The following is a 21,417-nucleotide window of genomic DNA, read 5'->3' as shown; positions in this document are numbered from 1 at the left end:
ACCGGCCGCTGTGCGCGGAGAGGCGTTCCAGTGGGAGGGGGCGCCGGTGTTCACGTTGAGCGCGCCGGAGCGGGAGGCCGCGCTGGTGCCGGAGCTGGCCGCGCTGACCGAGCGGCACCGCGCCGCGTGCCCGCCGTACCGGAGCATCCTCGACGCCATCGGCGCGGCGCCGCCCTACGAGCGGCTGGCCGACCTGCCGTGGCTGCCCGTGCGGCTGTTCAAGACGCACGAGCTGCGCAGCGTACCGGCGGAGGAGGTGTTCAGGGTGCTCACCTCCAGCGGCACCACCGGGCAGCGGCCGAGCCGCATCCACCTCGACCGCGAGGCCGCGGCGGCACAGACCCGCATGCTGGCCGCCACGATCAGGGCCGTGCTGGGCGAGCGGCGGCTGCCGATGCTGATCGTCGACACCCGCTCGGTGGTCCGCGACCCCACGCTCAGCGCGCGCGGCGCGGGCGTGCTCGGCATGATGACCTTCGGCCGAGACCACACGTTCGTCCTCGACGAGCAGGGGCGCGTGGACGCCGAGGCGGTCAAGGCGTTCCTGGCGCGCCACGGCGGCGAGCCGTTCCTGGTCTTCGGGTTCACGTTCATGGTCTGGCTGCACCTGCGCGGCCTCGGCGCCGACCTGTCACAGGCGGTGCTGATCCACTCCGGCGGCTGGAAACGGCTGGCCGAGCAGGCGGTCGGCAACGCCGAGTTCCGGCGGCGGCTGGCCGAGGAGTGCGGGCTGCGCAGGGTGCACAACTTCTACGGCATGGTCGAGCAGATCGGCACCGTGTTCCTCGAAGGCCCCGACGGCGACGGGCTCTACTGCCCCGACTTCGCCGACGTCGTCATCCGCGACCCCGAGACCTGGCAGGAGGCGCCGACCGGGGTGCCGGGGCTCATCGAGGTGGTCAGCACGCTGCCCACGTCCTACCCCGGCCACGTGCTGCTGACCGAAGACCTCGGCGTGGTGCGCGGGATCGACGACGGGAGCTGGCCGGGCAAGCGGTTCGAGGTCCTCGGCCGGCTGCCCCGGGCCGAGGCGCGCGGCTGCAGCGACACGATGGGGCAGAGCTGATGCCGGGCGACCACGCCGACGCGCAGGACACGTCGTCCACCGTCGAGGCCAGGCTCCCCGCCCACGTGCACGAAGCGCCCACCATCCAGGCCGAGCTGCCCGCCGGTGGGCGCGAGGCGTCCGCCCTGGAGGCGAGGCGCACTGACGGCGCGCCCGAGGCGGCGGTCGTGCAGGTGCGGTTTCCCGCCTGGGGGACGATGCCGGTCGAAAGGGTGCTCGGGGAGCTGGGCAGCGCCCTTCCCGGTGGCCTTCAGGTGGGCGACGAGCGGGTCAGAGACTTCCTTGCCGCGTTCGGGCGGCGGCTGTTGCGGCCTGTGCTCGCGCGCCGGCATCCCGAGCTGGGCTCGCTCGGCTTCTTCCTGCGGCCGAGCGAGCTGGCCCGCACGGTCGAGGCGCTTGATGGCGAGCACGTACGCGTGCCGCGCGGCCTGATCTTCCACGTTCCGCCCGCGAACGTGGACACCGTCTTCGTCTACTCCTGGGCCCTGTCGGCGCTCATGGGCAACCGCAACGTCGTGCGCCTGTCGCAGCGCTCGGGCCCGGTCGCCGAGACCATCCTGGAGACGCTGCACGAGGCGCTGGCCGACGCCGATCCCGCGATCGCCGCCACGCAACGCATCGTCACCTACGGCCGGTCCGACGCCGTCACCGCCGCGCTGTCGGCCGCCTGCGACCTGCGGGTGGTGTGGGGCGGCGACGACACCGTACGCGGGATCAGGCGGCACCCGCTGGCCCCGCACGCCCGCGACCTGACCTTTCCCGACCGGTCCTCGTTCGCGGTGATCCGGGCGGCGGCGTGGTTGTGCGCGCCCCGGGCGGCGCGGGTGACGGTCGCCGAGGGGTTCGTCAACGACACCTACTGGTTCGACCAGGCCGCCTGCTCCTCGCCTCGCACCGTGTTCTGGGTGGGGGCCGAGGGAGACTGCGAGGCGGCGCGGGCCGACTTCACCGGTCACGTCTCGCGGGTCGTGACGGTGCGCGGGTGGGGCGTGGACACGGCGATGGCCGTGGAGAAGCGGGTCTCCACGTACGGGCTGGCCGCCGACGGGCTGGCGGAGAGCGTGGAGTTCCACGGGAACGCGCTGGCGTGCGTGCGCCTGTCGGCCGCGGCGGCGCCGCGGCGGTGGCTGGGGGCCGGGACGTTCGCGCACGCCAGGCTGGGGGCGCTGGGCGAGCTGGTGCCGCTGGTGGAGCGGCGGGATCAGACGATGACGCACTTCGGGTTCGGGCAGGCCGAGCTGGAGGAGCTGGCCAGGGGGCTGGCGGGGCGCGGGGTCGATCGCATGGTGCCGGTCGGCAGCGCGTTGAGCTTTCACCGGGTGTGGGACGGAGTGGATCTGCCGGCCGAGTTCACCCGCCTGGTGACCGTGATCAGATGACGCCGGCGGTACCCCGGGGGCCGCTCGTCCGCTGGCGGGTGTCGCCGGGGCGGGGGGCCTGGGTGCCGGTGGCGCTCGTGTGCGCCGGGGCCGTGGCCGCCTTCCTGTGGTGCGGGGTCTCCGCCCGCGACCTGTGCGCCTTCGCCGCCTACGTGCTGGGCGGGGTGGCGCTGCCTGGCACGTTGTTGTGGCGCGCGCTGGCCTGGCGGGAGCGGACTGCGGTGCGGGAGGACGGGGCCGGGCGGGAGCGGACTGCGGCGCGGGAGGACGGGGCCGGGGCCGGGCGGGAGCGGACTGCGGCGCGGGAGGGCGGGGCCGGGCGGGGGTGGGCGGCGGCCGAGGAGGTGGCGGGTGGGCTGGCGCTCGGGTACGCGGTCGAAGTGCTCGCCTACATCCCGGCGCGGGCCGCGGGGATGCCGTTGCTGGTGGTGCTGCCGCCGGTCGTGGTCGTCGGGGCGTTCGCGTGCGTGCCCGGGCTGCGGCGGCACTGGCGGCGAGAAGCGGGCGGCGAGCGGGTGCCGGTGTGGTGTGCCTGGGTGCTGGCCGGGATCGTGGCGTTCCTGATCGGGTGGAGCGCGCTGTTCCAGTTCCGGGTGCCGGTCGAGGCCGGGTACGTGGACCTGCCGTACCACCTGGCCCTGGTCGGTGAGGTCAAGCGGCACGCGCCGCCGACCATGCCGGCGGTGCTGGGTGAGCCGCTGGCCTACCACTGGTTCGTCTACGCCGATCTGGCCGCGACGAGCTGGGTGACCGGGGTCGAGCCGGTGACGCTGGTCTACCGGCTGGCCATGCTGCCGATGGCGGCGGCCATGGTGGTGCTGGTGGCGGCGGTCGGCAGGCGGCTGGGCGGGAGCTGGGGGGCGGGGGCCGCCGCCGCCGGGGTGACGTACTTCCTGTTCAGCCCCGAGCTGGTGGCGGAGGTGGTGTTCAGCTCGCGTTCCATGTTCACGGTCTGGACGAGCCCGACGCAGACGTTCGGGGCGCTGCTGTTCGCCGCCCTGGTGCTGCTGCTGACGGGCGACGGGCGGACGCGGTGGGTGGTGCCGGGCGTGTTGCTGGTGGCGCTCACCGGGGCGAAGGCCACCTACCTGCCGTTGTTGCTGGCCGGGCTGCTCGTGGTGATCGCCGTGCGGTGGGTGGTGGCGCGGCGGGTGCCGGGCCGGTGGCTGGGGGTGGCGGGGCTGACGCTGGCGTGTCTGCTGTTCGCCCAGCTCGTGCTGTTCGGGCGGGGGGCGCAGGGCATGAGCGTCTCGCCTCTCGCGACCGCGCGGACGGTGTGGGGGGCCGTGGCGGACGTGGGGATGCCGGAGCCGGCGTCGGTGTCGCCGGTGCCGCTGGTGGTGCTGACCGGGGTGCACCTGTTCTGCCTGGCCTGCGTGTGGGGCGGCGTGGCGGGGCTGGGGCGGCGGGCGCTGGAGCCCGCCGTGCTGCTGTTGCTGGGGATCGGGGCGGCGGGCATCGGGGCGACTCTGGTGTTCGGGCATCCGGCCGAGTCGCAGCTCTACTTCCTGGAGGCGGCCCGGCCCTACCTGTCGGTGGCCGCCGTGTGCGGGGTTCTGGCGGCGGCGCGGACGTCGTGGGTGCGGGTGGCGAAACTGGCCGGGACGGGGGCGGTGGCCGCGCTGGTGGTGGCGCATGTGGGCTTCCTCGGCGGGGCGCTGGAGCGGGTGGTGGCGCCGTACCTGGTGCTCGGAGCGGGCGCTCTGGCGGTGCTCGTGGGGGCGCGCCGGCGGGGGGCCGTGCCGGTGGTGGCGGTCCTGGCCGGGTTCGCGCTGCCCACGTCCGTACGGGACGTGGCCGGGCACGTCCTGCCGTCGGCGCAGTGGCGGGAGCGGCTGATACCCGAGGGGGCGCTGGAGGCGGGGCGGTGGCTGCGCGCGCATTCCTCGCCCGATGACGTGGTGGCCACGGATCTGCACTGCCGCCACGACTGGTGGCAGGTGTGCGACAGCCGGCACTTCTGGGTGTCGGGGTTCAGCGAGCGGCGGGTGCTGGTGGAGGGGTGGGCGTACGCGGAGAGCACGCTGTCGCGGGCGCGGCCGTTCGTCCGGTCGTACCTGGCGGTGCCGTTCGCGGATCCGGGCCGGCTGGCGGCGAACGACGCGGTGTTCCGGGCGCCGACGGCGGCGAACGTCCGCACACTCGCCCAAAAATATGGCGTTAAATGGCTTTTTACCGGCATAAATCCGGAGTTGGGGAAATATGCTCGATTGAGGTTTCAGAACGGCACCTCCTCCGTCTACGAGCTCCCGGAAAGGTAAAGATCTTTCCGCTTCCCGGAATGGAGCGTAAAAAGCCGCACGCGCCCCGCTGGACTCCCCCACCACCATGTCCGTGGACCCACGGCCACGAGCAGATCAGGGGAGCCTATGGACACGCGCGCCGCCATGGAGCCGAGCCCCGGCGTGCTCGCCCCCACCGCTCTGGCCAGCGTGGACATTGTCATCCCCGTGCTGAACGAGGAGCGCGCGCTGCCGGGCTGCGTCCGCACGCTGGCCCGCTTCCTGGAGGCCGGGTTCCCGCTGCCGTGGCGGATCACGATCGTGGACAACGGCAGCACCGACGCCACCTGGCCGCTCGCCACCGCCCTGGCCGGGGAGCTCCCCCACGTGTACGCCCGGCGGCTGGAGATCCGCGGCCGGGGCGCGGCGCTGCGCGCGGCCTGGCAGGACAGCCCGGCCGACGTCGTGGCGTACATGGACGTGGACCTGTCCACCGACCTCGGCGCGCTGTTCCCGCTGGTGGCGGCGGTGGCCGGCGGCCACTCCGAGATCGCGGTCGGCACCCGCCTGGCGCCCGGCGCGCGCACGCGCAGGTCACTGCGCCGCGAGGTGGTGTCGCGCGGCTACAACGCGCTGCTGCGGCACGGGTTCGGGGTGCGCTTCAGCGACGCGCAGTGCGGGTTCAAGGCGGCCAGGGCCGACGCGGTGAGGCCGCTGCTGCGCAAGGTCGGCGACGACTCCTGGTTCTTCGACACCGAGCTGCTGCTGCTCGCCGAGCACAACGGCCTGCGCGTGCACGAGGTGCCGGTCGACTGGATCGAGGACGGCGACTCGCGGGTGCGGGTGGTCAGGACCGCCGTGGACGACCTGAAGGGCCTGGCCAGGGTCGCCTGGACGATGGGCACGGGACGGGCACGGGTGCGGGTGCGCAGGGCCGAGCCGGCGCCCGCGCATCCGGACGCGGTGCTCACCCACCCCATTTCCGATATCTCCGCGCTTATCGGGCTGATTCCCGGAATCACGCACGCGCTGGCCTATCTCACGTTACGAGAAATGTGGTCGCCGGTGACGACGAACCTCGGCGCGCTCTTTCTGGCCGCGTTCGTCAGCGTCACGACCCGTCGCCGATCGGCCTTCCACCACACCGCGGCCCGGTTCGCGCTCCTGTACGCCCTCACCACCGCGGCCGTGCTCGGCGTGCCCGCCGGCGGCGCCGTGCCCGAGTCGGGCGCCGTCGCGGCCACGTACTGCCTGCTCGCCCTGCTCCGCTGGGTCTTCACCCGGACAAGGAACTGAACGATGGAAACCACTGAGCTCCGCCGCCTGATCGCGCTCGAGGACACCCACTGGTGGTACCGGGAGCGCCGCGCCATCCTGCGCAGGGAGGTGCGCGCGCTGGGCCGGCCCGGGCGGGCGCTCGACGTCGGCGCCGCCGGCGGCGGCAACACCCAGGTGCTGGTCGAGGCGGGCTGGGACGCCACCGCGACCGACCACTGCGAGACCGCGGTGGAGACGGCCAGGCGGCGGGGGCTCAAGGCGGTCCGGGCCGACGCGCGGGCGCTGCCGTTCGAGACGTCGAGCGTGAGCCTGGTGACCGCGTTCGACGTGCTGGAGCACATCCGCGAGGACCACCTCGTCACCGAGGAGATCGCCCGCGTGCTCGCCCCGGGCGGGCACGCGCTGATCGCGGTGCCGTGCGACATGTCGCTGTGGTCGGCGCACGACGACGCCGTCGGCCACGTACGCCGCTACGGCCGCGACTCGCTCACCGTCGTCGTCGAGAAGGCCGGCCTGACCGTCGACCGCCTGTGGAGCTGGAACGTGCTCCTGCGCCCCCTCGTGGCCCGCCACCGGCGCCGCTCCACCGGCGGCAGCGACCTGCGCAGGACCCCGCTGCTGCTGAACGCGGGCCTGTCGGCGGTCGTCTGCGCCGAGCGGTATCTGCCGGTCAAGTCGCTCAAGGGCGTGACGCTGTTCCTGCGGGCCAGGCTCAACCGGTAACGGTACCCAGAACGAGACGTACGGGCACGCATGGGCGGGCGGGGTTGCCTCTAGGCTTTGCTTTGTGGTGATTCAAGCCCTCCTCGCGGCCTCGCTGGCCTTGACCTCCATGCCCGCCATGCCCGCCCAGGCGGCCCAGAGCGCCGCCGTCGACTGCGCCCGCGTCAAGTGCCTGGCGCTGACGTTCGACGACGGGCCGGGCAAGTACACCCCCGCCCTGCTCAAGACGCTCGCGAAGGCCGGCGCCAAGGCCACGTTCTTCCTCGTGGGCAAGCGGGTGGAGGAGCGGCCCGAGGTGGCCAGGCAGATCGCCGCGCGGGGGCACGCGATCGGCAACCACACCTACTCGCACGCCTCGCTGCCCGCCCACTCCGACAACGACGTCCTCGACGAGCTCAAGGTCACCCAAGACGTGATCGGCGAGGTCACGGGGCGGCGGCCGGTGATGTTCCGCCCGCCGTACGGGCAGACGGACGAGCGGGTGCTCGGGCTGGCGGGCCAGACCGAGCTGGCACAGATCCTGTGGACGGACACCACTCTCGACTGGAGCCTGCGCGACACCAAGAAGATCAAGGCGACCGTCCTCAAGCAGGCCAAGCGTGACGGCGTGATCCTCATGCACGACGTGGTGCCGCAGACGGTGCAGGTCATGCCGGAGATCCTCGAAGAGCTCAAGAAGCGCGGCTACCACCTCGTCACGGTGCCCACGCTGCTGCGCGGCAACGGACCGACACCTGGGCAGAGCTACTTCTGACCGGTTCCCCCTCTGCTCGGGAATGGGACCATGGGGAGAGACACCAGGCGCAGGCCCTGGGTCGCGCTGGCGACCTTCCTGATCGTCCAGGCCGTGCTCGGCTGCTGGTGGGCGGCGCTCTATCCCGGTCTGTTCAGCCGCGACTCGGTGCTCTACCTCAGCCACACGATGGTCGGGCCCTGGGTGAGCGACCATTCGGTGCTCTACGACGCGCTGGTGTGGCTGAGCTTCACCAAGACCGGTGACCTGGGCGCCGTCACGTTCGCGCAGACCACGGCCATGGCCGGGGCGCTGACCTACCTGGCGCAGTCGCTCAAGGCGCTGGGCGCGCCGAAGCTGCTGACGACCGTCGTGGCCGTGCTGATGCCGCTGGCGCCGCCGGTGGGCGCGTTCACGGTGACGCTGTGGAAGGACGTGCCGTTCACGATCTGCGCCGTCGCCATCGCCGGCGTGTGCGCGCGCATCGCCGCCCGGCGCGCCGTCGGCGTGCCCGCGCTGGCCGGGCTCGCGCTGCTGTTCGTGGCGCTCGGGCTGTTCCGCGCGAACGGCTTCCTCGTCGCGGGTGTGGCCGTGCTGGCGCTGGTGGGGCTCATCCCTCGCGCGCGGATCCGGCTGCTGCTGGCCGGCACGCTCGCCGCCGCCCTGCCGCTCGTGCTCTCGAACGCGGTCTTCCCGCAGTTCGGCATCGTGGCACCGTCGAAGACGTACGTTTACCACACCGCGTACGGGGACATCGCGGTCGTCTACCGGCAGCGGCCCGACCTGTTCACCCCGCGCGACATCAGCCTCATGGCGGCCGTGGCGCCGGTCAAGCGGTGGTGGGAGGGCGGCACCTGCTACACGATCAACCCGCTGATCTGGCGCAAGGACTTCAGCTGGCAGCAGGCCGACCTGCACGCGAGCGAGCTGCTGGAGCTGTGGCAGCGGCTGCTCGTCACCGAGCCGCGGCTGGTCGTGGACGCCCGCCTGTGCCGCGGGTCGATCGCGTGGCGGCCGGCCCAGGACACGTCCGCGACCGGGGGGATGACCTACCGGCTGTCGCGGCGGCCCAACGCCGACACGTACGTGGGGCCGTACAAGGTGGCCGACTTCCCCGGCCGGTGGGTGTTCTCGCTGCGGCCGCTGTCCATGGAGCTGAACCGGGTCGCCGACCCGTGGCTGACCGGGGCGCTGACGCCCGAGTGGGATTGGGTGCTGTGGCGGGGGGCCGCGTGGGCGTACCTGTCGTACCTGGCGGTGGCGCTGGCCGCGTGGGCGCTGCGCAACCGGTACGTGCTGGGCGTGGCCGCCGTGGTGGCGGGGCAGCAGCTCGCCGTGCTGGCCAACATCTCGGCGCAGGACTTCCGTTACATGGCCTCGCCGATCTTCGTGGGGGCGCTGCTGCTGCCGCTGTTCCTGGGGAGCCTGGCGCGGCTGTCGGCCGAGGCGGGCCAGGTGCTGCGGCGGCGCTTGCGGCGCCGCCCGGCCATCCCCGCCCCCGCCCCCGCCCCCGCGCCCGAGCCCGAGCCTGAGCCGGAGAAAAAAGACGAATCGCTTGTGGCGTCCAAGTCCGAGCCCCTCGACCCCGAGGATCCGGGCTAGAGGCCGTCGTCCCCGCCGTACGCCCGCGCCCGCCCCGGCAGCCGCACCACCGTGACGAAGAACTCGTCGATCTGCCGGATGACGGCCATGAAGCGGTCGAGATCGACGGGTTTGCTGACGTACGCGTTCGCGAACAGCTCGTAGCTGCGCAGGATGTCCTCCTCTGCCGAGGAGGTGGTGAGCACGACGACGGGGATCGAGCGCAGCTCCGGGTCGCCCTTGATCTGCTCCAGCACCTGCCGGCCGTCGTATTTGGGCAGGTTGAGGTCGAGCAGGATCAGGTCGGGGCGGGGCGCGCCGGCGTAGGCGTTGCGCCGGTAGACGAAGTCCAGCGCCTCCAGGCCGTCCCTGACGACGTGCAGGTTGTTGCGGATCTTGTTGTCCTCGAACGCCTCGCGCGTGATGAGCTCGTCACCGGGGTCGTCCTCGACGAGGAGGACTTCGATGGGTTGCCCCGTCGTCATGAGCTGGTTCCTTCGTGGTCGGTCCCGGGATCGGGTGGCGGGTCGGCGGCGGGCTGGGGGGCCGGCTGGGTGGCCGGCAGGGTGAAGCAGAGCCGGGCGCCGCCGGTGTAGCCGGTGTCCAGCCAGATCCTGCCGCCGTGGTTCTCGACGATCTTCTTGCACATCGCCAGGCCGATGCCGGTGCCGCTGTACTGCTCGCGGCTGTGCAGGCGCTGGAAGATGACGAAGATCTTATCGGCGAACTCGGGCTCCACGCCGATCCCGTTGTCCGACACGGAGAATTCCCACCCGTCCGGCCCCTGCTCGCAGCCGACGCGGATCAGCGGCTCACGACTCGGGTCGCGGAACTTGATGGCGTTGCTGATGAGGTTCTGCCAGAGCAGGCGCAGCATCGTGGGGTCCCCGACGACGGTGGGCAGCTTGTCGGGGCGCTCGAAGCGGGCGCCGGACTCCTCGATCGGAGTCGAGAGGTCGTCGAGCACCTTGTCGAGCGTCTCCTCCAGCTCGACGGGCTCGCGGTCGTCGTACACCCGGCCCACGCGCGAGAAGCGCAGCAGGTCGTTGATGAGGACCTGCATGCGGGTGGCGCCGTCCACGGCGAAGCGGATGTACTGCTTGCCGCGCTCGTCCAGCACCTCCCCGTACCGCTTCTCCAGGAGCTGGCAGAAGGTGGCGACCTTGCGCAGCGGCTCCTGGAGGTCGTGCGAGGCCACGTACGCGAACTGCTCCAGCTCGGCGTTCGAGCGGCGCAACTCCACGGCCTGCGCGTCGAGGTCGGCGGCCTGGTCGCGCAGCAGCACCTGCTGGCGGTGCGAGTCGCCGAGCGCCTGCACGATCCGTACGCGCATCAGGTCGACGTCCTGGGCGACCTCGCGGATGTCCGCCGGGCCCGCGGCCGGGATGACGTGGTCGAACTCGCCGGCCGCGATCTCGCGGGAGGCGTTGCGCAGCTGGTCGAGCGGCCGCACGACCGCGCGCCGCAGCAGGATCACCATGCCCGCCATGGCCAGCGGGAACAGCACGAGCATGGCCAGGAAGGCCCAGTTGCGCAGCCGCTCCGCCCGTGACAGCTCGGTCCGCGAGGTCTCGCGCAGTTGATCGAGGAGGCTGTTCTGCCGTTCGAGCAGCACCCTGATCTCGTCGAACGCCCGCTTGCCCGCCTCCACCGTGCCGCCGGGGACGGTGCCGTCGTCGCGCCGCTCCGCCGTCATGGGCTCGGCGTAGTCCCTGCGCCAGGCGGCGGCCTTGGTGCTGATGGCGTCGAGCCCGCGCAGCAGGTCGGACCGTCCCGCGAGGTGCGCGGCGACCCGCGCGCGGCTGCGCCGCTCGGCGGCCACGCCCTCGGCGTACGGCTGCAGGAACTCCTGCCGGCCGGTCAGCAGGAAGCCCCTGACTCCGGTCTCCTGGTCGATCAGCGCCTTCTGCATCTGGGACGCCTCGATGGCGGCCGGCGTGATGCGCATGGTCAGCTCGTCCGACAGGTTGCTCGTACGGTCGATCATGACGGTGCCCAGCACCGCGAAGACCGCGACCAGCACGGTGAAGGTCGCGACCATCAGCAGGAACCAGCCGTGCACCGTCAACCGGCGCAGGCGTGAGCCGTCGGTCATGCGCGCTCTCTCCACCGCAGGTGCACCACGGCCAGGTCGTCGGCGGGCGCGTCGGGCGCGGTGACCTCCTCGACGTCGGCGAGCAGCGCGTCGAGGAAGCCCTCGCCGTCGAGGTGCGCGTGCCGCTGGGCCAGCTCCAGCAGCCCCTCCTCGCCCAGCCAGCGCGGCGGCGCGCCGGGCAGGCGGCGCTCGAACAGGCCGTCGGTGTAGAGCGTCAGGCCGCCGCCCTTGGGCAGCTCCAGCACGTCCTGGTGCCAGTCGGCCTCCACCGGCAGGCCCAGCGCGAGGCTGGGCTCCGGCTCGGCCAGGCTCACCGTGTCGCCGTCGTGCAGGAGCATGCCCGGGTGGCCGGCCCGCCAGATGCGGACCGTGCGCTGGTCCGGCTCGAGGACGAGGGTGGACAGCGTGACGAAGATGTCGGCCCCCGGCCGCTCCGCCTCCAGGATACGTTCGAGCCGGCGCAGCAGGGCCGCGCCGGTCACGCCGCTCAGCACCAGCGCCCGCCAGGCGATGCGCAGGCACACCCCCAGCGCCGCCTCGTCGGGGCCGTGCCCGCACACGTCGCCGATGAGCGCGTGCACGGCCTTGTCGTCGGACTCGACGACGTCGAAGAAGTCGCCGCCCAGCGTGGCCGAGCCCCTGCTCGGCCGGTACCGCGAGGCCACCTCGATCGGCATGCTCTGCAGCAGCGGCGTGGGCAGCAGGCCGCGCTCCAGACGCTCGTTCTCCTTGGCGCGCACGCGCTCGGCGTGCAATGCCACGGCGGCCTGCTCGGCCTGCTTGCGCTGCATCGCGTACCGCAGCGTGCGGCCCAGCCACTCCGCCTCGACCCGGCCCTTGACCAGGTAGTCCTGAGCGCCGGCCGTCACCGCCGCGAGGCCCGCCTGCTCCTCGGCCAGGCCCGTGAGCACCACCACGGCCGCATCGCCCGCCTCCTCGATCACGGCCGACAAGGCCGAGAACTCGTACGCGTCGGGCAGGCCGAGGTCGAGCAGCACGCACTGGGGCCGCAACCGGACCAGGGCCCGCCGGGCCTCGTCCACGGAGCGCGCCCACTCCAGGCGTACGGACAGACCGCTGTCCTCCAGCAGCTCCTCGACGATCAACGCGTCCTGCGGATCGTCCTCGACGAGCAACACCAGCGGCTGCCTGCCGTACTCGCTCGCATGGGACATGCAGGCTTCGCCACTCCTTCCGAACCGCGGGTCACGGGCACCCCCTTGCCAACCGCGGTCCGCGTTGGCCCAGGAGATGCCTCCCTTCCCTCAATTATCGAATGTATTCGCACTGATTTCGGAAAGGCGACACGGAGGCGACAGGGAGGCGGCACGGAGGCGGCACGAGCTGGTCAGCGGGGCTGGTAGCAGCAGCGGGCGCCCGTGCGGACGGTGGCGCGCAACTCCTCGCCGATCGCCGCGTCGACCGCCGCGACGCGGTCGACCGCCCGCCAGATGGCCTTGCCGACGGCGATCCTGGCCCGCTCCTCGCTGCCCGCGAACGGCCGGGCCCGCCCGCCGATGCCGGTGGCCGCGGTCAGCTCGGTCAGCAGCCAGTCGCGCTCGATGCGCAGCGCGGCGGCCCGCTCCAGGTCGTGCATCGACTCCAGCTCGTCGATCTCGCCCTCCAGCCGCGCCAGCCGCTCCTTGTACGTCCGCCTGGCCACGTCGTCCAGCACCGGCTGCTCCGAGTTCGCCGTGCTCCTGGCGGCCTCGGCCCCGGCGGCCAGGTCGATGGCGGGGATCTCCTGGCCGGGGTTGGCCGTCAGCGCCGCCAGGTACCCCATGCCGACGCTGTGGCTGACCAGCGCGCTGCGCCCGTCCAGCTCCAGCAGCCAGTGCAGGCCGCGCCGGCGGCAGCGGCACAGGCCCCTGGGCGCGCCGGGCCGCACGCTCGCCTTCGGCAGCACCATGCCGAGCTCGGCCGCCTCCCGCGCCGCGCCGGGCCCCTCGTCGCCGGGGTCGCCCTTGAGTGCGAGCGCCTGCCCGAGCCGGTGCCGGGACAGCACGGTGGCGGGCCAGTGCCCGAGCGCCAGGTTCTGGCGGACGGCGGTGCGCAGGTGCTCCACCGCCCGGCCGGCGTCGCCCAGCGTGAGCGCGGCCACGCCCAGGGGGTGGTGCGCGGAGCCGAGACAGGTGACGCCGTGGCCGGCGATCACCGGCAGGTCGGCGAACGGAGTGAGCGCGGCGGACACGTACGCGGCGGTCTCGGTGTCGCGCAGCAGGTGCGCGGCCTCCCCCATGAAGTACATGGACGTCATCCACGTGCTGGAGCGCGGCAGCTCCGTCCCCCGCAGCCGGGCCAGCAGCCCTTCGGCCGTGCGGCGGTCGCCCACGTCGGCGGCGGCCGCGGCCAGGCTGGCCAGGTAGGAGTTGTCGAGGGCGCTGAGGGTGGGCGAGTGCACCATTTCCGACAGGGCGGGCACCAGCTCGGCGCCGCGCCCCTGGAGCCAGCGGATGGCGACGAGCTGCCAGCCGTACCAGCCGGTGGCGTCCACGTCGCCGGTGGCGTCGCCGAACTCGGCGCAGGCCGCCGCCAGCGTCTCGGCCTCCTCGAAGCGGCCGGCGCGGATGCTCAGCATCACCCTCATCGCGCTGACCACGAACCCGATCGCCCGGTGCTCCTTGGCGGCCAGCATGCCCTGCAGCTCTTCGAGGCTGCGCTCGGCCGTCGGCGACGCCTCAAGGAACAGGTCGACGGTCCGCAGCAGCAGCCCCATCAGCGCGTCGCCGCGGCGGCCGGTGCGGACGGCCTGCCCGATCAGCTCCTGGGCCAGCATCAGGCGCCGCTCCCCGTGCTCGGGACCGAGCAGGCAGTTGTGGGCCAGGCTCAGCGTCTCCGCCAGCGCCACGGGGTCGCCGGCGGCGCGGGCCCGGTCGAGGAGCCCGAGGATGGCGTCGTGGGTGCCGGCGCGGTAGTCCTCCTCGGCGGCCTGCCGGGCGCGCAGCCGCAGGGCCAGCGTCGAGCGGGGGTCCAGCCGCCGCAGGGCGTGCCGCTGGCGGGTGCGTACGCGCTCCCAGTCGGCGCAGGTGCGGTGCTCGTGCACCCACACGCCGCTCAGCCCGAGCGCGGCGCGGCCCATCTGCTCGGGGTCGCCGCGCAGCTCGGCGTCCTGGTAGGCGGTGTCGAACCAGTAGCGGGCGGCCCGCAGGTCGCCGTCCACGGACAGGGCGCGCTCGCCCGCCAGGATGGCGAAGGTGATGTTGCCGCGCGGGACTTGGTGCATGTCTCGTGTGACGCCCACGTTGTGCGTCCCCCCTGGATCGGCCGGACTCGCCCCGACTGTCAGGAGCCGGCTCACCGGGTTTTGATACAGATCACGGCCGGGGAATTTCGGAGGGCGCGGGCTCAGGGGGTGGCGAGGGCCCGGAGGAGGGTGGTGTGCAGGGCCCGCTTGGACTCCTCCGGTGACATCCGGCCGGCGGCGGCCTGCTCGCTCGCCGCGTGCGCGAGCCTGATCGTGACCGCGACCAGCCATTCCGCCGGTACGTCGGGGTCGAACTCGCCGGCCTCCTGGCCGCGCCGGATCACCCGCTCCAGCCGTTCGGCGACCGGCGCGTGGCGGTCGTGGTCGGACTCGGGGGTGACGGGCAGCGAGCCCAGGCGCTGGAGGAGGGCGGGGTGGCGCCCGGCCACCCGCTCGCCGGCGTCGAGCAGCCGCAGCAGCGCCTCGGCCGCCGGGCCCTGCCCGGGGTCGGCGGCGTCCATGGCGGCGACCGTCTGCTCGGTGAGGTGCGCAAGGACGGCCTCCAGCAGCCGGTCCCGCGACGGGAAGTGCGCGTAGACGGTCTGCCTGCTCACGCCGGCGGCCGCGGCGATGGCGTCGACGCTGGTGTCGGGGTCGGCGTCGAGCAGCCCGGTGGCCGCCTCCAGGATGGCGGCCCGGCTGCGGCGGGCGTCGGCACGAAGGTTGCGCGCACTCATCTCTTACACCTTGTCCAAGTTAGTGGGACGTGTATATCTTACAGCGCGTAAGAGTTAAGCGAGTTCCGGGAGCAGCATGAAGACCGACCCGAAGACGTTCATCAGCGACTTCATCACCTCGCTGACCGCGGACCTGGTGAACACCGACGAGGACCCGGCCGCGATCATCGACCGCTACCACACCCCCGACATCGTGCAGGTCGCCGACGGCCACCGCATGGACCGGGACAAGCTCATCGCCCACACCCGCCCCATCCGCAAGAACCGCCCCGAAGGTTGCATGGAGGTGCACGACGCGGTCATGGACGGCGACCGGCTCGCCGCCCGCTACACCCTGCACGTCCGGCAACGCGGCAAGGACCTGGCCATGGACGTGTACTTCTTCGGCCGCTTCGCCCCCGACGGCCGGATGCGCGAGGCCCACATGCTGACCAGGGCGCTGCCGGCATGACGACGACGAGCACGTACACGGTGACCGGCATGGCGTGCGGCCACTGCGCCGGATTCGTCACCGAGGAGATCGAGCGCATCCCCGGCGTGAGCGCCGTGACGGTGGACGTCGCCACCGGCACGGTGAAGGTGACCAGCGACAGCCCGCTCGACCCCGGCGACGTGCGGGCCGCCGTGGAGGAAGCGGGCTACGAGCCGGCGTAAGGGCGGGTCACTCCCACTCGATGGTGCCCGGCGGCTTGCTCGTCACGTCGAGCACCACCCGGTTGATCTCGCGCACCTCGTTGGTGATGCGGGTGGAGATGCGCGACAGCACGTCGTAAGGCACCCGCGCCCAGTCGGCCGTCATCGCGTCTTCGGAGGTGACGGGCCGCAGCACCACCGGGTGCCCGTACGTGCGGCCGTCGCCCTGCACGCCCACCGAGCGGACGTCGGCCAGCAGCACCACCGGGCACTGCCAGATCTGCCGGTCGAGCCCGGCGCGCGACAGCTCCTCGCGGGCGATGGCGTCGGCCTCGCGCAGGATGGCCAGCCGGTCGCGGGTGACCTCGCCGACGATGCGGATGCCGAGGCCGGGGCCGGGGAACGGCTGGCGCCACACCATGGCGGCGGGCAGGCCGAGCTCTTCGCCGGCGCGGCGCACTTCGTCCTTGAACAGCGCCCGCAGCGGCTCGACCAGCTTGAACTGCAGGTCTTCGGGCAGGCCGCCGACGTTGTGGTGGGACTTGATGTTGGCGGTGCCGGTGCCGCCGCCGGACTCGACCACGTCGGGGTAGAGCGTGCCCTGGACCAGGAACTCCACGGGGCCGTCGGCCATGATGGCGCGCTGCTCGTCCTCGAAGACGCGGATGAACTCGCGGCCGATGATCTTGCGCTTCTCCTCCGGGTCGGTGACGCCTTCGAGGGCCTTGATGAAGCGCTCGGAGGCGTCGACCACGCGCAGCTTGACGCCCGTGGCGGCGACGAAGTCGCGCTCGACCTGCTCGGCCTCGCCCTTGCGCAGCAGGCCGTGGTCGACGAACACGCAGGTCAGCCGCTCGCCGATGGCACGCTGCACGATCGCGGCGGCCACGGCGGAGTCGACGCCGCCCGACAGCGCGCAGATGGCGCGGCCGTCGCCGACCTGGCGGCGCACGGCCTCGACGGAGTCTTCGACGATGTTGAGCATCGTCCACGACGGGCGGCAGCCGGCCGCGTCGAGGAAGTGCTTGAGCACGGCCTGGCCGTGCTCGCTGTGCAGCACCTCCGGGTGGAACTGCACGCCGTAGAGGCCCCGCTCGACGTGCTCGAACGCGGCGACCGGCGTCTCGCGGGTGGAGGCCGTCACCGCGAAGCCCTCGGGCGCCGCCGCCACGCTGTCGCCGTGGGACATCCACACGGTCTGGCTGGCGGGCAGGCCCGCGAAGATGACGCCCTCGTCGAGCACCTCCAGGGCGGTGCCGCCGTACTCGGCGACGCCGGTGCGGGCGACCTCGCCGCCCAGCGCCTGCGCCATGGCCTGGAAGCCGTAGCAGATGCCGAACGTGGGCACGCCCGTGGAGAACAACCCGTGGGGCACCGGCGGGGCGCCCTCGGCGTAGACCGAGGAGGGGCCGCCGGACAGGATGATCGCCTTCGGGTTCTTCGCCATCATCTCCTCGACCGGCATGGTCGAGGGCACGATCTCGGAGTAGACGTGGCACTCGCGCACCCGCCTGGCGATGAGCTGCGCGTACTGTGCGCCGAAGTCGACCACCAGCACTGTGTCGAATTCAGACACCGTGAGAACCCCCCAAAGGCGAATGCGGTGCACCCAGTGTATCGGCCTTGGCCCTTACACCTGGCCTGGCACCGGCCGACGTGCTAACACAGAACAATGGATCTTGTCTGGCCGGCGGCGGCGTGGGCCCTGTGGGTCGCCACGCTCGCGGCCGCCTTCAAGGTGTCCAGCAGGCACCCCCCCGGGCCGGCCCCCGAGGGGCCCGCGCCCGCGCCCGTGGCCGACCTCTTACGCGGCACGCGGGCCCAGGAAGTGTTCCACTCCGCGCTGTTCGAGCTGGCCGAACGCGGGTGGGTGGCGATCGAGGGCGACCACCTGTCCCTGCGGCCCCCGCCGCGGGAGCCGCTGCCGGCCTACGAGCGGTGGGCCATGGAGCAGGTACGCGCCCGCCTCGGCGACGCCCCCGAGGTCGCGGTGATCGACCTCATGCCGCCGGCGCCCGAGCTCGACCGCGCGTTCGTCCCCCTCGTCCGCCGGCACGCCATCGACCTGGGCCTGGCGCGGCGGCGCTGGCCGAGCCTGCTCGTGCCGGTGCTGCTGGCGGCCGGGCTCGCCGTCCCCTGGTGGGTCACCGTCGCGGCGTCCGGCGTGTCGTGGCCGGGGATCATCGCCACGGCCGTGTCGTTCGTGGCGGGCGTCGGGCTGCTCATGGGCGGGCGCGGGTTCGTCCTGACGGCGCGCGGGCGCGAGGTCGCCGAGGCCGGCCCGGCCGGCTCCGAGCAGGAGTGGATCTTCACGGGCAGCGGCTGGAGCAGCGGCGAGATCGTGCCCGCCCGGCCGCTCCCCCGCCGCCAGGAGATCACCGGGCACGTCGTCAAGCGGTGGGCCGACACCGGCCGCTACTACATCGCCCTGCACGACGGCAGCTCGGCCAAGGCCACCGCGTTCGAGGTCGAGGAGGGGCTCTACCAGGACGTGCTGCCGGGCGACTCCGTACGGGTGCTGGTCAGGCCGGGCAGCGGCACGGTCGTGCGGATGCTCGCCCACGACCGTCACTGGTAGGCGGGCACGGGCAGGCGGTCACCGGTAGTCGGGCAGGCTCCCGGTGAGCAGGGTCTCCGTCTGCTCGCGCAGCCGGTCGGCGTACTTGGGGTCGGTCAGCAGCAGGAACCGCTCCTCGCGGATGCCCGCCACCACCAGGTCGGCCACCTCCGACGGCTCGATGCCCCGCTCGGCCGCCCTGCTGACCGACTCCCGCGACTCCACCTCGTCGGGGGTCGGGGTGACGGCCAGGCCGGGCGGGCGGGTGCGGTCGGAGTCGCCGATGCGGGTCCTGACCGCCCCCGGGCACAGCGCGCTCACGCGCAGCTTGGACCCGGTGGCGGCCAGGTCCTGGGCCAGCGCCAGCGAGGCGGCGAGCGCCGCGTACTTGGTCACCGCGTACCCGCCCGCCCCCGGCGGGGCGAACAGGCCCGCGACGGAGACGGTGTTGACGACGTGGCCCTCGGTGTCCTGCTCGATCATGCGCGGTACGAACTCGTGGACGCCGTGCAGCACGCCCCACAGGTTCACGCCGAGCAGCCAGGAGAAGTCCTGCTCGTCGCGGGTCCACAGGTGACCGCCCTGGAAGACGCCCGCGTTGTTGCACAGCACGTGGACGGCCCCGAGCTCCCCGAAACAGCGGTTGGCCAGGTGACGTACCGCCCAGGCGTCGGAGACGTCGGTGATCTGCGTGAGCACCTCGACGTCTCCCGCCATCGCGGCCGTGCGCGCGAGCCCGTCGTAGTCGACGTCGGCGAGCATCAACGTCATCCCCTCGGCCGCGAACCGGAGGGCCAGCGCCCGTCCGATGCCGCTTGCCGCACCCGTCACCACCGCGACCTTGCCGGAGAGCTCGCGCACGGACAGCCTCCCTAGCGACTCGACGCTACAGACGTTCCCCCGATCACCGCGGAAGACGCCACCCGGAGCGGGCGCGCGTCTCCCCGGCGGACGCCGACCGGGACCGGCGGGTCAGAGGGCGGCGTCGATCAGGCCGAGCGGCGGCGAGCCCAGGTGCAGCAGCTCCTTGTGGAAGCGCTGCACGGTGAAGCCGGCGCCCCACTCGGCGCGGGCCCGCTCGCGCAGGTCCATGATGAGCAGCTTGCCCCAGGTGTAACGGCCGTACGTCGGGTCGAACGAGGCCCGGCGCGCCTCCGACAGCGCCGCCGGGCCCGCCAGGTGCGTGTCCGACTCGAACCGCCGGGCGCCCTCCTCCACCGTCATCTGCCCGGTGTGCACGCCGATCGCGCAGGCCAGCCGGGTGACGCGGATCAGCGCCTCCACCCACACGCCGATCTCGAAGCGCGGGTCACCGGCCTCGAAGCCCTCTTCGACGCACAGCTCCTCGGCGTAGTGCGCCCAGCCCTCGATGAACGCCAGCGACTGCAACACCCTGCGCACCTCGGACGGCGCCCGCCGCAACGCCCTGGCGTGCGAGAAGTGCCCCGGCGCGACCTCGTGCACGTTGATCGCGGGCAGGGTCGTGGCGCTGAAGACCTCCAGCCAGTCCTCCTGCGCCTGCTTCGTCCAGGACGTGTCAGGCGGCGTGATGTGGTACCACGACGGGCCCTCGGGCTCGCCCGGCGAGTTCCACGCCATCATGGCCATCGCCCAGCGGCGCGACTCGGGCGCCAGGCCCACCAGGCACTCGCCGTCGTGGTAGGGCACGAGGTCCTTCTCGCGGGTGAACGCGATCGCCTTCTCCGTGCCGATCCGGGCGGCCTCGATGACGCCTTCGGGGTCGGGGTGGTCCTTGACCAGCTCCCGTACGACGTCGAGCGGCGCCTTGTCCTTCTCGCCCAGTTTGGCGCACGACTCGGCGAGCAGCGCCATGAGCCGGTCGCGCTCGGCGTCGGCCCGCTCGGCCAGCTTCCCGAGGTCGACGGGCAGGCCCTCGGCGGTGCCCATCAGCTTCGCCAGCGCCTCGCCGCCGAGCGACGCGTCGGGATCGCCCTCGGCCGCGGCCCGCTCGACGTGGGCGACGAGCCGTTCGTGCGCCCGCAGCGCGGCCTCGTCCGTGACCCCGGCCGCCAGCCCCTTCACCGCTCCGAGCAGGGACTTCGCGACGGGCGCCGGCACCTGGTCGAGCGCTTCGACGGCCTGGTCCACGGCCTCGGGCCAGAGCGCGAGGTGGGCCGCCCTGGCGGCATCGCGCTCCTCCTGCGGGCCGTAGTCGCGGTCGTAGCAGGCCAGGTCGAGGTTGGAGAGGTGGAACAGCGGGTTCTTGCGGTGCAGCTCCAGCTCGCCGAGCTGGGTACGCAGGCTCTCCTCGAACACCTGTAGGTGCCTGGCGTCGTGCGCGTCGTCGGGCGCGGGCCCCTCACCGAGCCGGGCCAGCCCCGCCCGTACGCCGTCGGGCGACAGGTCCTGGATCTGACCGTCGTACTCGTGCCTGCCGCCGCCCTCGCGCGCCTCGGCCACCATCAGGTCGGTGATGGCTCGTAGCCTGGCGTCAAGTTCTGTCATGGCGCCGACGCTAGCGCACCTCGTCTTGGGATCTTAAGTACCGGTAACTCCGGGAAAATGGGACGCGGGCCCGCCTGCCCGGACGGCAGGATGTCCGGCATGGCCATCCGCATCACCACGCTCGCCGAGCGCCCCGAGTTCGCCGCGACGCTCTGGGACATGGACCACACCTGGCACCGGTTCATGCTGGAGGACCCGGTCGCGGACCTGTACTACGCGGTGGTCAAGACCGCGTACCCGGACCACGTGCTGGTGGCCGACGACGACGCCGAGCCGGGGCGGCTGGTGGCGCGGGGCTACATGACGCCGTTCGTGTCGGACGGGGGCGAGCTGCCCGACAGCGGATGGGACGGCGTGATCCGCTCCGGCTGGCTGGCCCGCGAGCGCGGCCTGCCCACCGACGCCGTCTCCGCCCTGGAGATCACCGTCCGCCGCGACCTGCTCGGCAAGGGCCTGTCGGCGGTGATGCTGGGCGCGCTGCGCGACCAGGCCGCCCGGCTCGGCCACCACGAGCTGGTCGCCCCCGTACGCCCGAACCTCAAACACCTCGAACCGCACACCCCGATGAGCGAGTACGCCTACCGGACCCGCCCCGACGGCCTGCCCCACGACGCCTGGCTGCGGGTGCACGTGCGGGCGGGCGGGAAGATCGTCAAGGTGGCGCCGCGCTCGATGGTGGTGGCGGGCACGCTGGCGGAGTGGCGCGACTGGACCGGCCTGCCGTTCGACCGCTCGGGGCCGGTGGAGGTGCCGGGCGCGCTCG

The 21,417-nt window shown here is 73.1% G+C and carries 19 protein-coding genes; 11 read left to right on the top strand and 8 right to left on the bottom strand.

The window, feature by feature from the left end; genetic code table 11:
• Positions 1–46 precede the first annotated feature (46 nt).
• The 7 genes from HCN51_RS28500 to HCN51_RS28470 all read left to right on the top strand — a co-directional run bounded on the left by HCN51_RS28500 (position 47) and on the right by HCN51_RS28470 (position 9,003).
• Positions 47–1,066 carry a LuxE/PaaK family acyltransferase gene (locus tag HCN51_RS28500; RefSeq protein ID WP_168013349.1) on the top strand — a complete coding sequence of 340 codons (1,020 nt, stop codon included), beginning with the start codon at positions 47–49 and terminating at the stop codon, positions 1,064–1,066.
• Entirely contained in the window at positions 1,066–2,445 is a 1,380-nt protein-coding gene (locus HCN51_RS28495; protein ID WP_206067995.1) for an acyl-CoA reductase, read from the top strand. Before HCN51_RS28500 ends, HCN51_RS28495 begins: the two co-directional genes overlap by 1 nt.
• Complete coding sequence (locus tag HCN51_RS28490) at positions 2,442–4,706, top strand: hypothetical protein (protein ID WP_168013347.1); 2,265 nt, start codon at positions 2,442–2,444, stop codon at positions 4,704–4,706. Before HCN51_RS28495 ends, HCN51_RS28490 begins: the two co-directional genes overlap by 4 nt.
• A 108-nt stretch (positions 4,707–4,814) precedes the next feature.
• Positions 4,815–5,963 (top strand): glycosyltransferase, encoded by a 1,149-nt coding sequence (locus HCN51_RS28485; RefSeq protein WP_168013345.1) that lies wholly within the window; start codon positions 4,815–4,817, stop codon positions 5,961–5,963.
• 3 nt (positions 5,964–5,966) lie between these two features.
• On the top strand, positions 5,967–6,668 hold the full coding sequence (locus HCN51_RS28480) for a class I SAM-dependent methyltransferase (protein WP_168013343.1): 702 nt from the start codon (positions 5,967–5,969) through the stop codon (positions 6,666–6,668).
• 64 nt (positions 6,669–6,732) lie between these two features.
• Entirely contained in the window at positions 6,733–7,422 is a 690-nt protein-coding gene (locus HCN51_RS28475) for a polysaccharide deacetylase family protein (protein WP_168013341.1), read from the top strand.
• A gap of 30 nt (positions 7,423–7,452) precedes the next feature.
• Positions 7,453–9,003 carry a hypothetical protein gene (locus tag HCN51_RS28470; protein WP_168013339.1) on the top strand — a complete coding sequence of 517 codons (1,551 nt, stop codon included), beginning with the start codon at positions 7,453–7,455 and terminating at the stop codon, positions 9,001–9,003.
• Here the strand turns inward: HCN51_RS28470 and HCN51_RS28465 are convergent.
• The 5 genes from HCN51_RS28465 to HCN51_RS28445 all read right to left on the bottom strand — a co-directional run bounded on the left by HCN51_RS28465 (position 9,000) and on the right by HCN51_RS28445 (position 14,998).
• Positions 9,000–9,467, bottom strand: coding sequence for a response regulator (locus HCN51_RS28465; RefSeq protein WP_080043142.1), 468 nt, complete (start codon positions 9,465–9,467; stop codon positions 9,000–9,002). The two genes, HCN51_RS28470 and HCN51_RS28465, sit on opposite strands and share 4 nt — an antisense overlap.
• Positions 9,464–11,077: a sensor histidine kinase gene (locus HCN51_RS28460; RefSeq protein ID WP_168013337.1), complete on the bottom strand. Its 1,614-nt coding sequence runs from the start codon at positions 11,075–11,077 to the stop codon at positions 9,464–9,466. The genes HCN51_RS28465 and HCN51_RS28460 overlap by 4 nt, the downstream gene beginning before the upstream one ends.
• The gene (locus tag HCN51_RS28455) at positions 11,074–12,252 is read right to left on the bottom strand and encodes a PP2C family protein-serine/threonine phosphatase (protein WP_168013335.1); all 1,179 of its coding nucleotides are present in this window, start codon (positions 12,250–12,252) and stop codon (positions 11,074–11,076) included. The genes HCN51_RS28460 and HCN51_RS28455 overlap by 4 nt, the downstream gene beginning before the upstream one ends.
• Positions 12,253–12,425: 173 nt before the next feature.
• Positions 12,426–14,300 carry a hypothetical protein gene (locus HCN51_RS28450; RefSeq protein WP_168013333.1) on the bottom strand — a complete coding sequence of 625 codons (1,875 nt, stop codon included), beginning with the start codon at positions 14,298–14,300 and terminating at the stop codon, positions 12,426–12,428.
• Positions 14,301–14,422: 122 nt separating this feature from the next.
• Positions 14,423–14,998: a TetR/AcrR family transcriptional regulator gene (locus HCN51_RS28445; RefSeq protein WP_168013331.1), complete on the bottom strand. Its 576-nt coding sequence runs from the start codon at positions 14,996–14,998 to the stop codon at positions 14,423–14,425.
• Positions 14,999–15,074: 76 nt separating this feature from the next.
• Here HCN51_RS28445 and HCN51_RS28440 point away from each other — a divergent pair, with 76 nt between their 5' ends.
• Together HCN51_RS28440 and HCN51_RS28435 are read left to right on the top strand one after the other, a co-directional pair.
• Positions 15,075–15,449, top strand: coding sequence for a nuclear transport factor 2 family protein (locus tag HCN51_RS28440; RefSeq protein WP_168013329.1), 375 nt, complete (start codon positions 15,075–15,077; stop codon positions 15,447–15,449).
• Complete coding sequence (locus HCN51_RS28435; RefSeq protein WP_168013327.1) at positions 15,446–15,652, top strand: heavy-metal-associated domain-containing protein; 207 nt, start codon at positions 15,446–15,448, stop codon at positions 15,650–15,652. Before HCN51_RS28440 ends, HCN51_RS28435 begins: the two co-directional genes overlap by 4 nt.
• Before the next feature lie 7 nt (positions 15,653–15,659).
• On the opposite strand, the gene guaA is transcribed toward HCN51_RS28435, so the two are convergent.
• A complete protein-coding gene (guaA, locus tag HCN51_RS28430) occupies positions 15,660–17,207 on the bottom strand; it encodes a glutamine-hydrolyzing GMP synthase (RefSeq protein ID WP_080043155.1) in 1,548 nt (515 codons plus the stop codon).
• A gap of 96 nt (positions 17,208–17,303) precedes the next feature.
• On the opposite strand from guaA, the gene HCN51_RS28425 reads away from it, so the two are divergent.
• Positions 17,304–18,209: a hypothetical protein gene (locus tag HCN51_RS28425; RefSeq protein WP_168013325.1), complete on the top strand. Its 906-nt coding sequence runs from the start codon at positions 17,304–17,306 to the stop codon at positions 18,207–18,209.
• 18 nt (positions 18,210–18,227) lie between these two features.
• On the opposite strand, the gene HCN51_RS28420 is transcribed toward HCN51_RS28425, so the two are convergent.
• A complete protein-coding gene (locus HCN51_RS28420; RefSeq protein WP_168013323.1) occupies positions 18,228–19,049 on the bottom strand; it encodes an SDR family NAD(P)-dependent oxidoreductase in 822 nt (273 codons plus the stop codon).
• A gap of 111 nt (positions 19,050–19,160) precedes the next feature.
• Complete coding sequence (locus HCN51_RS28415) at positions 19,161–20,654, bottom strand: DUF885 family protein (RefSeq protein ID WP_168013321.1); 1,494 nt, start codon at positions 20,652–20,654, stop codon at positions 19,161–19,163.
• Positions 20,655–20,753: 99 nt separating this feature from the next.
• Between HCN51_RS28415 and HCN51_RS28410 the strand changes: the two genes are divergently transcribed.
• Positions 20,754–21,417 (top strand): N-acetyltransferase (locus HCN51_RS28410; RefSeq protein WP_206067994.1); only part of this gene is annotated, 664 nt, incomplete at its 3' end.

Origin of the sequence: Nonomuraea composti (assembly GCF_012034275.1) — a bacterium.
Lineage (GTDB): Bacteria > Actinomycetota > Actinomycetes > Streptosporangiales > Streptosporangiaceae > Nonomuraea > Nonomuraea composti.
Note: the sequence above shows the minus strand (reverse complement) of the source record. Positions and strands in the feature narration are given on the sequence as shown.

Bases quoted from the DNA above. Each gene is read 5' to 3' on its own strand.
- HCN51_RS28495 (WP_206067995.1), top strand. From the start codon at position 1,066: ATGCCGGGCGACCACGCCGACGCGCAGGACACGTCGTCCACCGTCGAG.
- HCN51_RS28490 (WP_168013347.1), top strand. From the start codon at position 2,442: ATGACGCCGGCGGTACCCCGGGGGCCGCTCGTCCGCTGGCGGGTGTCG.
- HCN51_RS28485 (WP_168013345.1), top strand. From the start codon at position 4,815: ATGGACACGCGCGCCGCCATGGAGCCGAGCCCCGGCGTGCTCGCCCCC.
- HCN51_RS28480 (WP_168013343.1), top strand. From the start codon at position 5,967: ATGGAAACCACTGAGCTCCGCCGCCTGATCGCGCTCGAGGACACCCAC.
- HCN51_RS28470 (WP_168013339.1), top strand. From the start codon at position 7,453: ATGGGGAGAGACACCAGGCGCAGGCCCTGGGTCGCGCTGGCGACCTTC.
- HCN51_RS28465 (WP_080043142.1), bottom strand. From the start codon at position 9,467: ATGACGACGGGGCAACCCATCGAAGTCCTCCTCGTCGAGGACGACCCC.
- HCN51_RS28460 (WP_168013337.1), bottom strand. From the start codon at position 11,077: ATGACCGACGGCTCACGCCTGCGCCGGTTGACGGTGCACGGCTGGTTC.
- HCN51_RS28455 (WP_168013335.1), bottom strand. From the start codon at position 12,252: ATGTCCCATGCGAGCGAGTACGGCAGGCAGCCGCTGGTGTTGCTCGTC.
- HCN51_RS28450 (WP_168013333.1), bottom strand. From the start codon at position 14,300: ATGCACCAAGTCCCGCGCGGCAACATCACCTTCGCCATCCTGGCGGGC.
- HCN51_RS28445 (WP_168013331.1), bottom strand. From the start codon at position 14,998: ATGAGTGCGCGCAACCTTCGTGCCGACGCCCGCCGCAGCCGGGCCGCC.
- HCN51_RS28440 (WP_168013329.1), top strand. From the start codon at position 15,075: ATGAAGACCGACCCGAAGACGTTCATCAGCGACTTCATCACCTCGCTG.
- HCN51_RS28435 (WP_168013327.1), top strand. From the start codon at position 15,446: ATGACGACGACGAGCACGTACACGGTGACCGGCATGGCGTGCGGCCAC.
- HCN51_RS28425 (WP_168013325.1), top strand. From the start codon at position 17,304: ATGGATCTTGTCTGGCCGGCGGCGGCGTGGGCCCTGTGGGTCGCCACG.
- HCN51_RS28415 (WP_168013321.1), bottom strand. From the start codon at position 20,654: ATGACAGAACTTGACGCCAGGCTACGAGCCATCACCGACCTGATGGTG.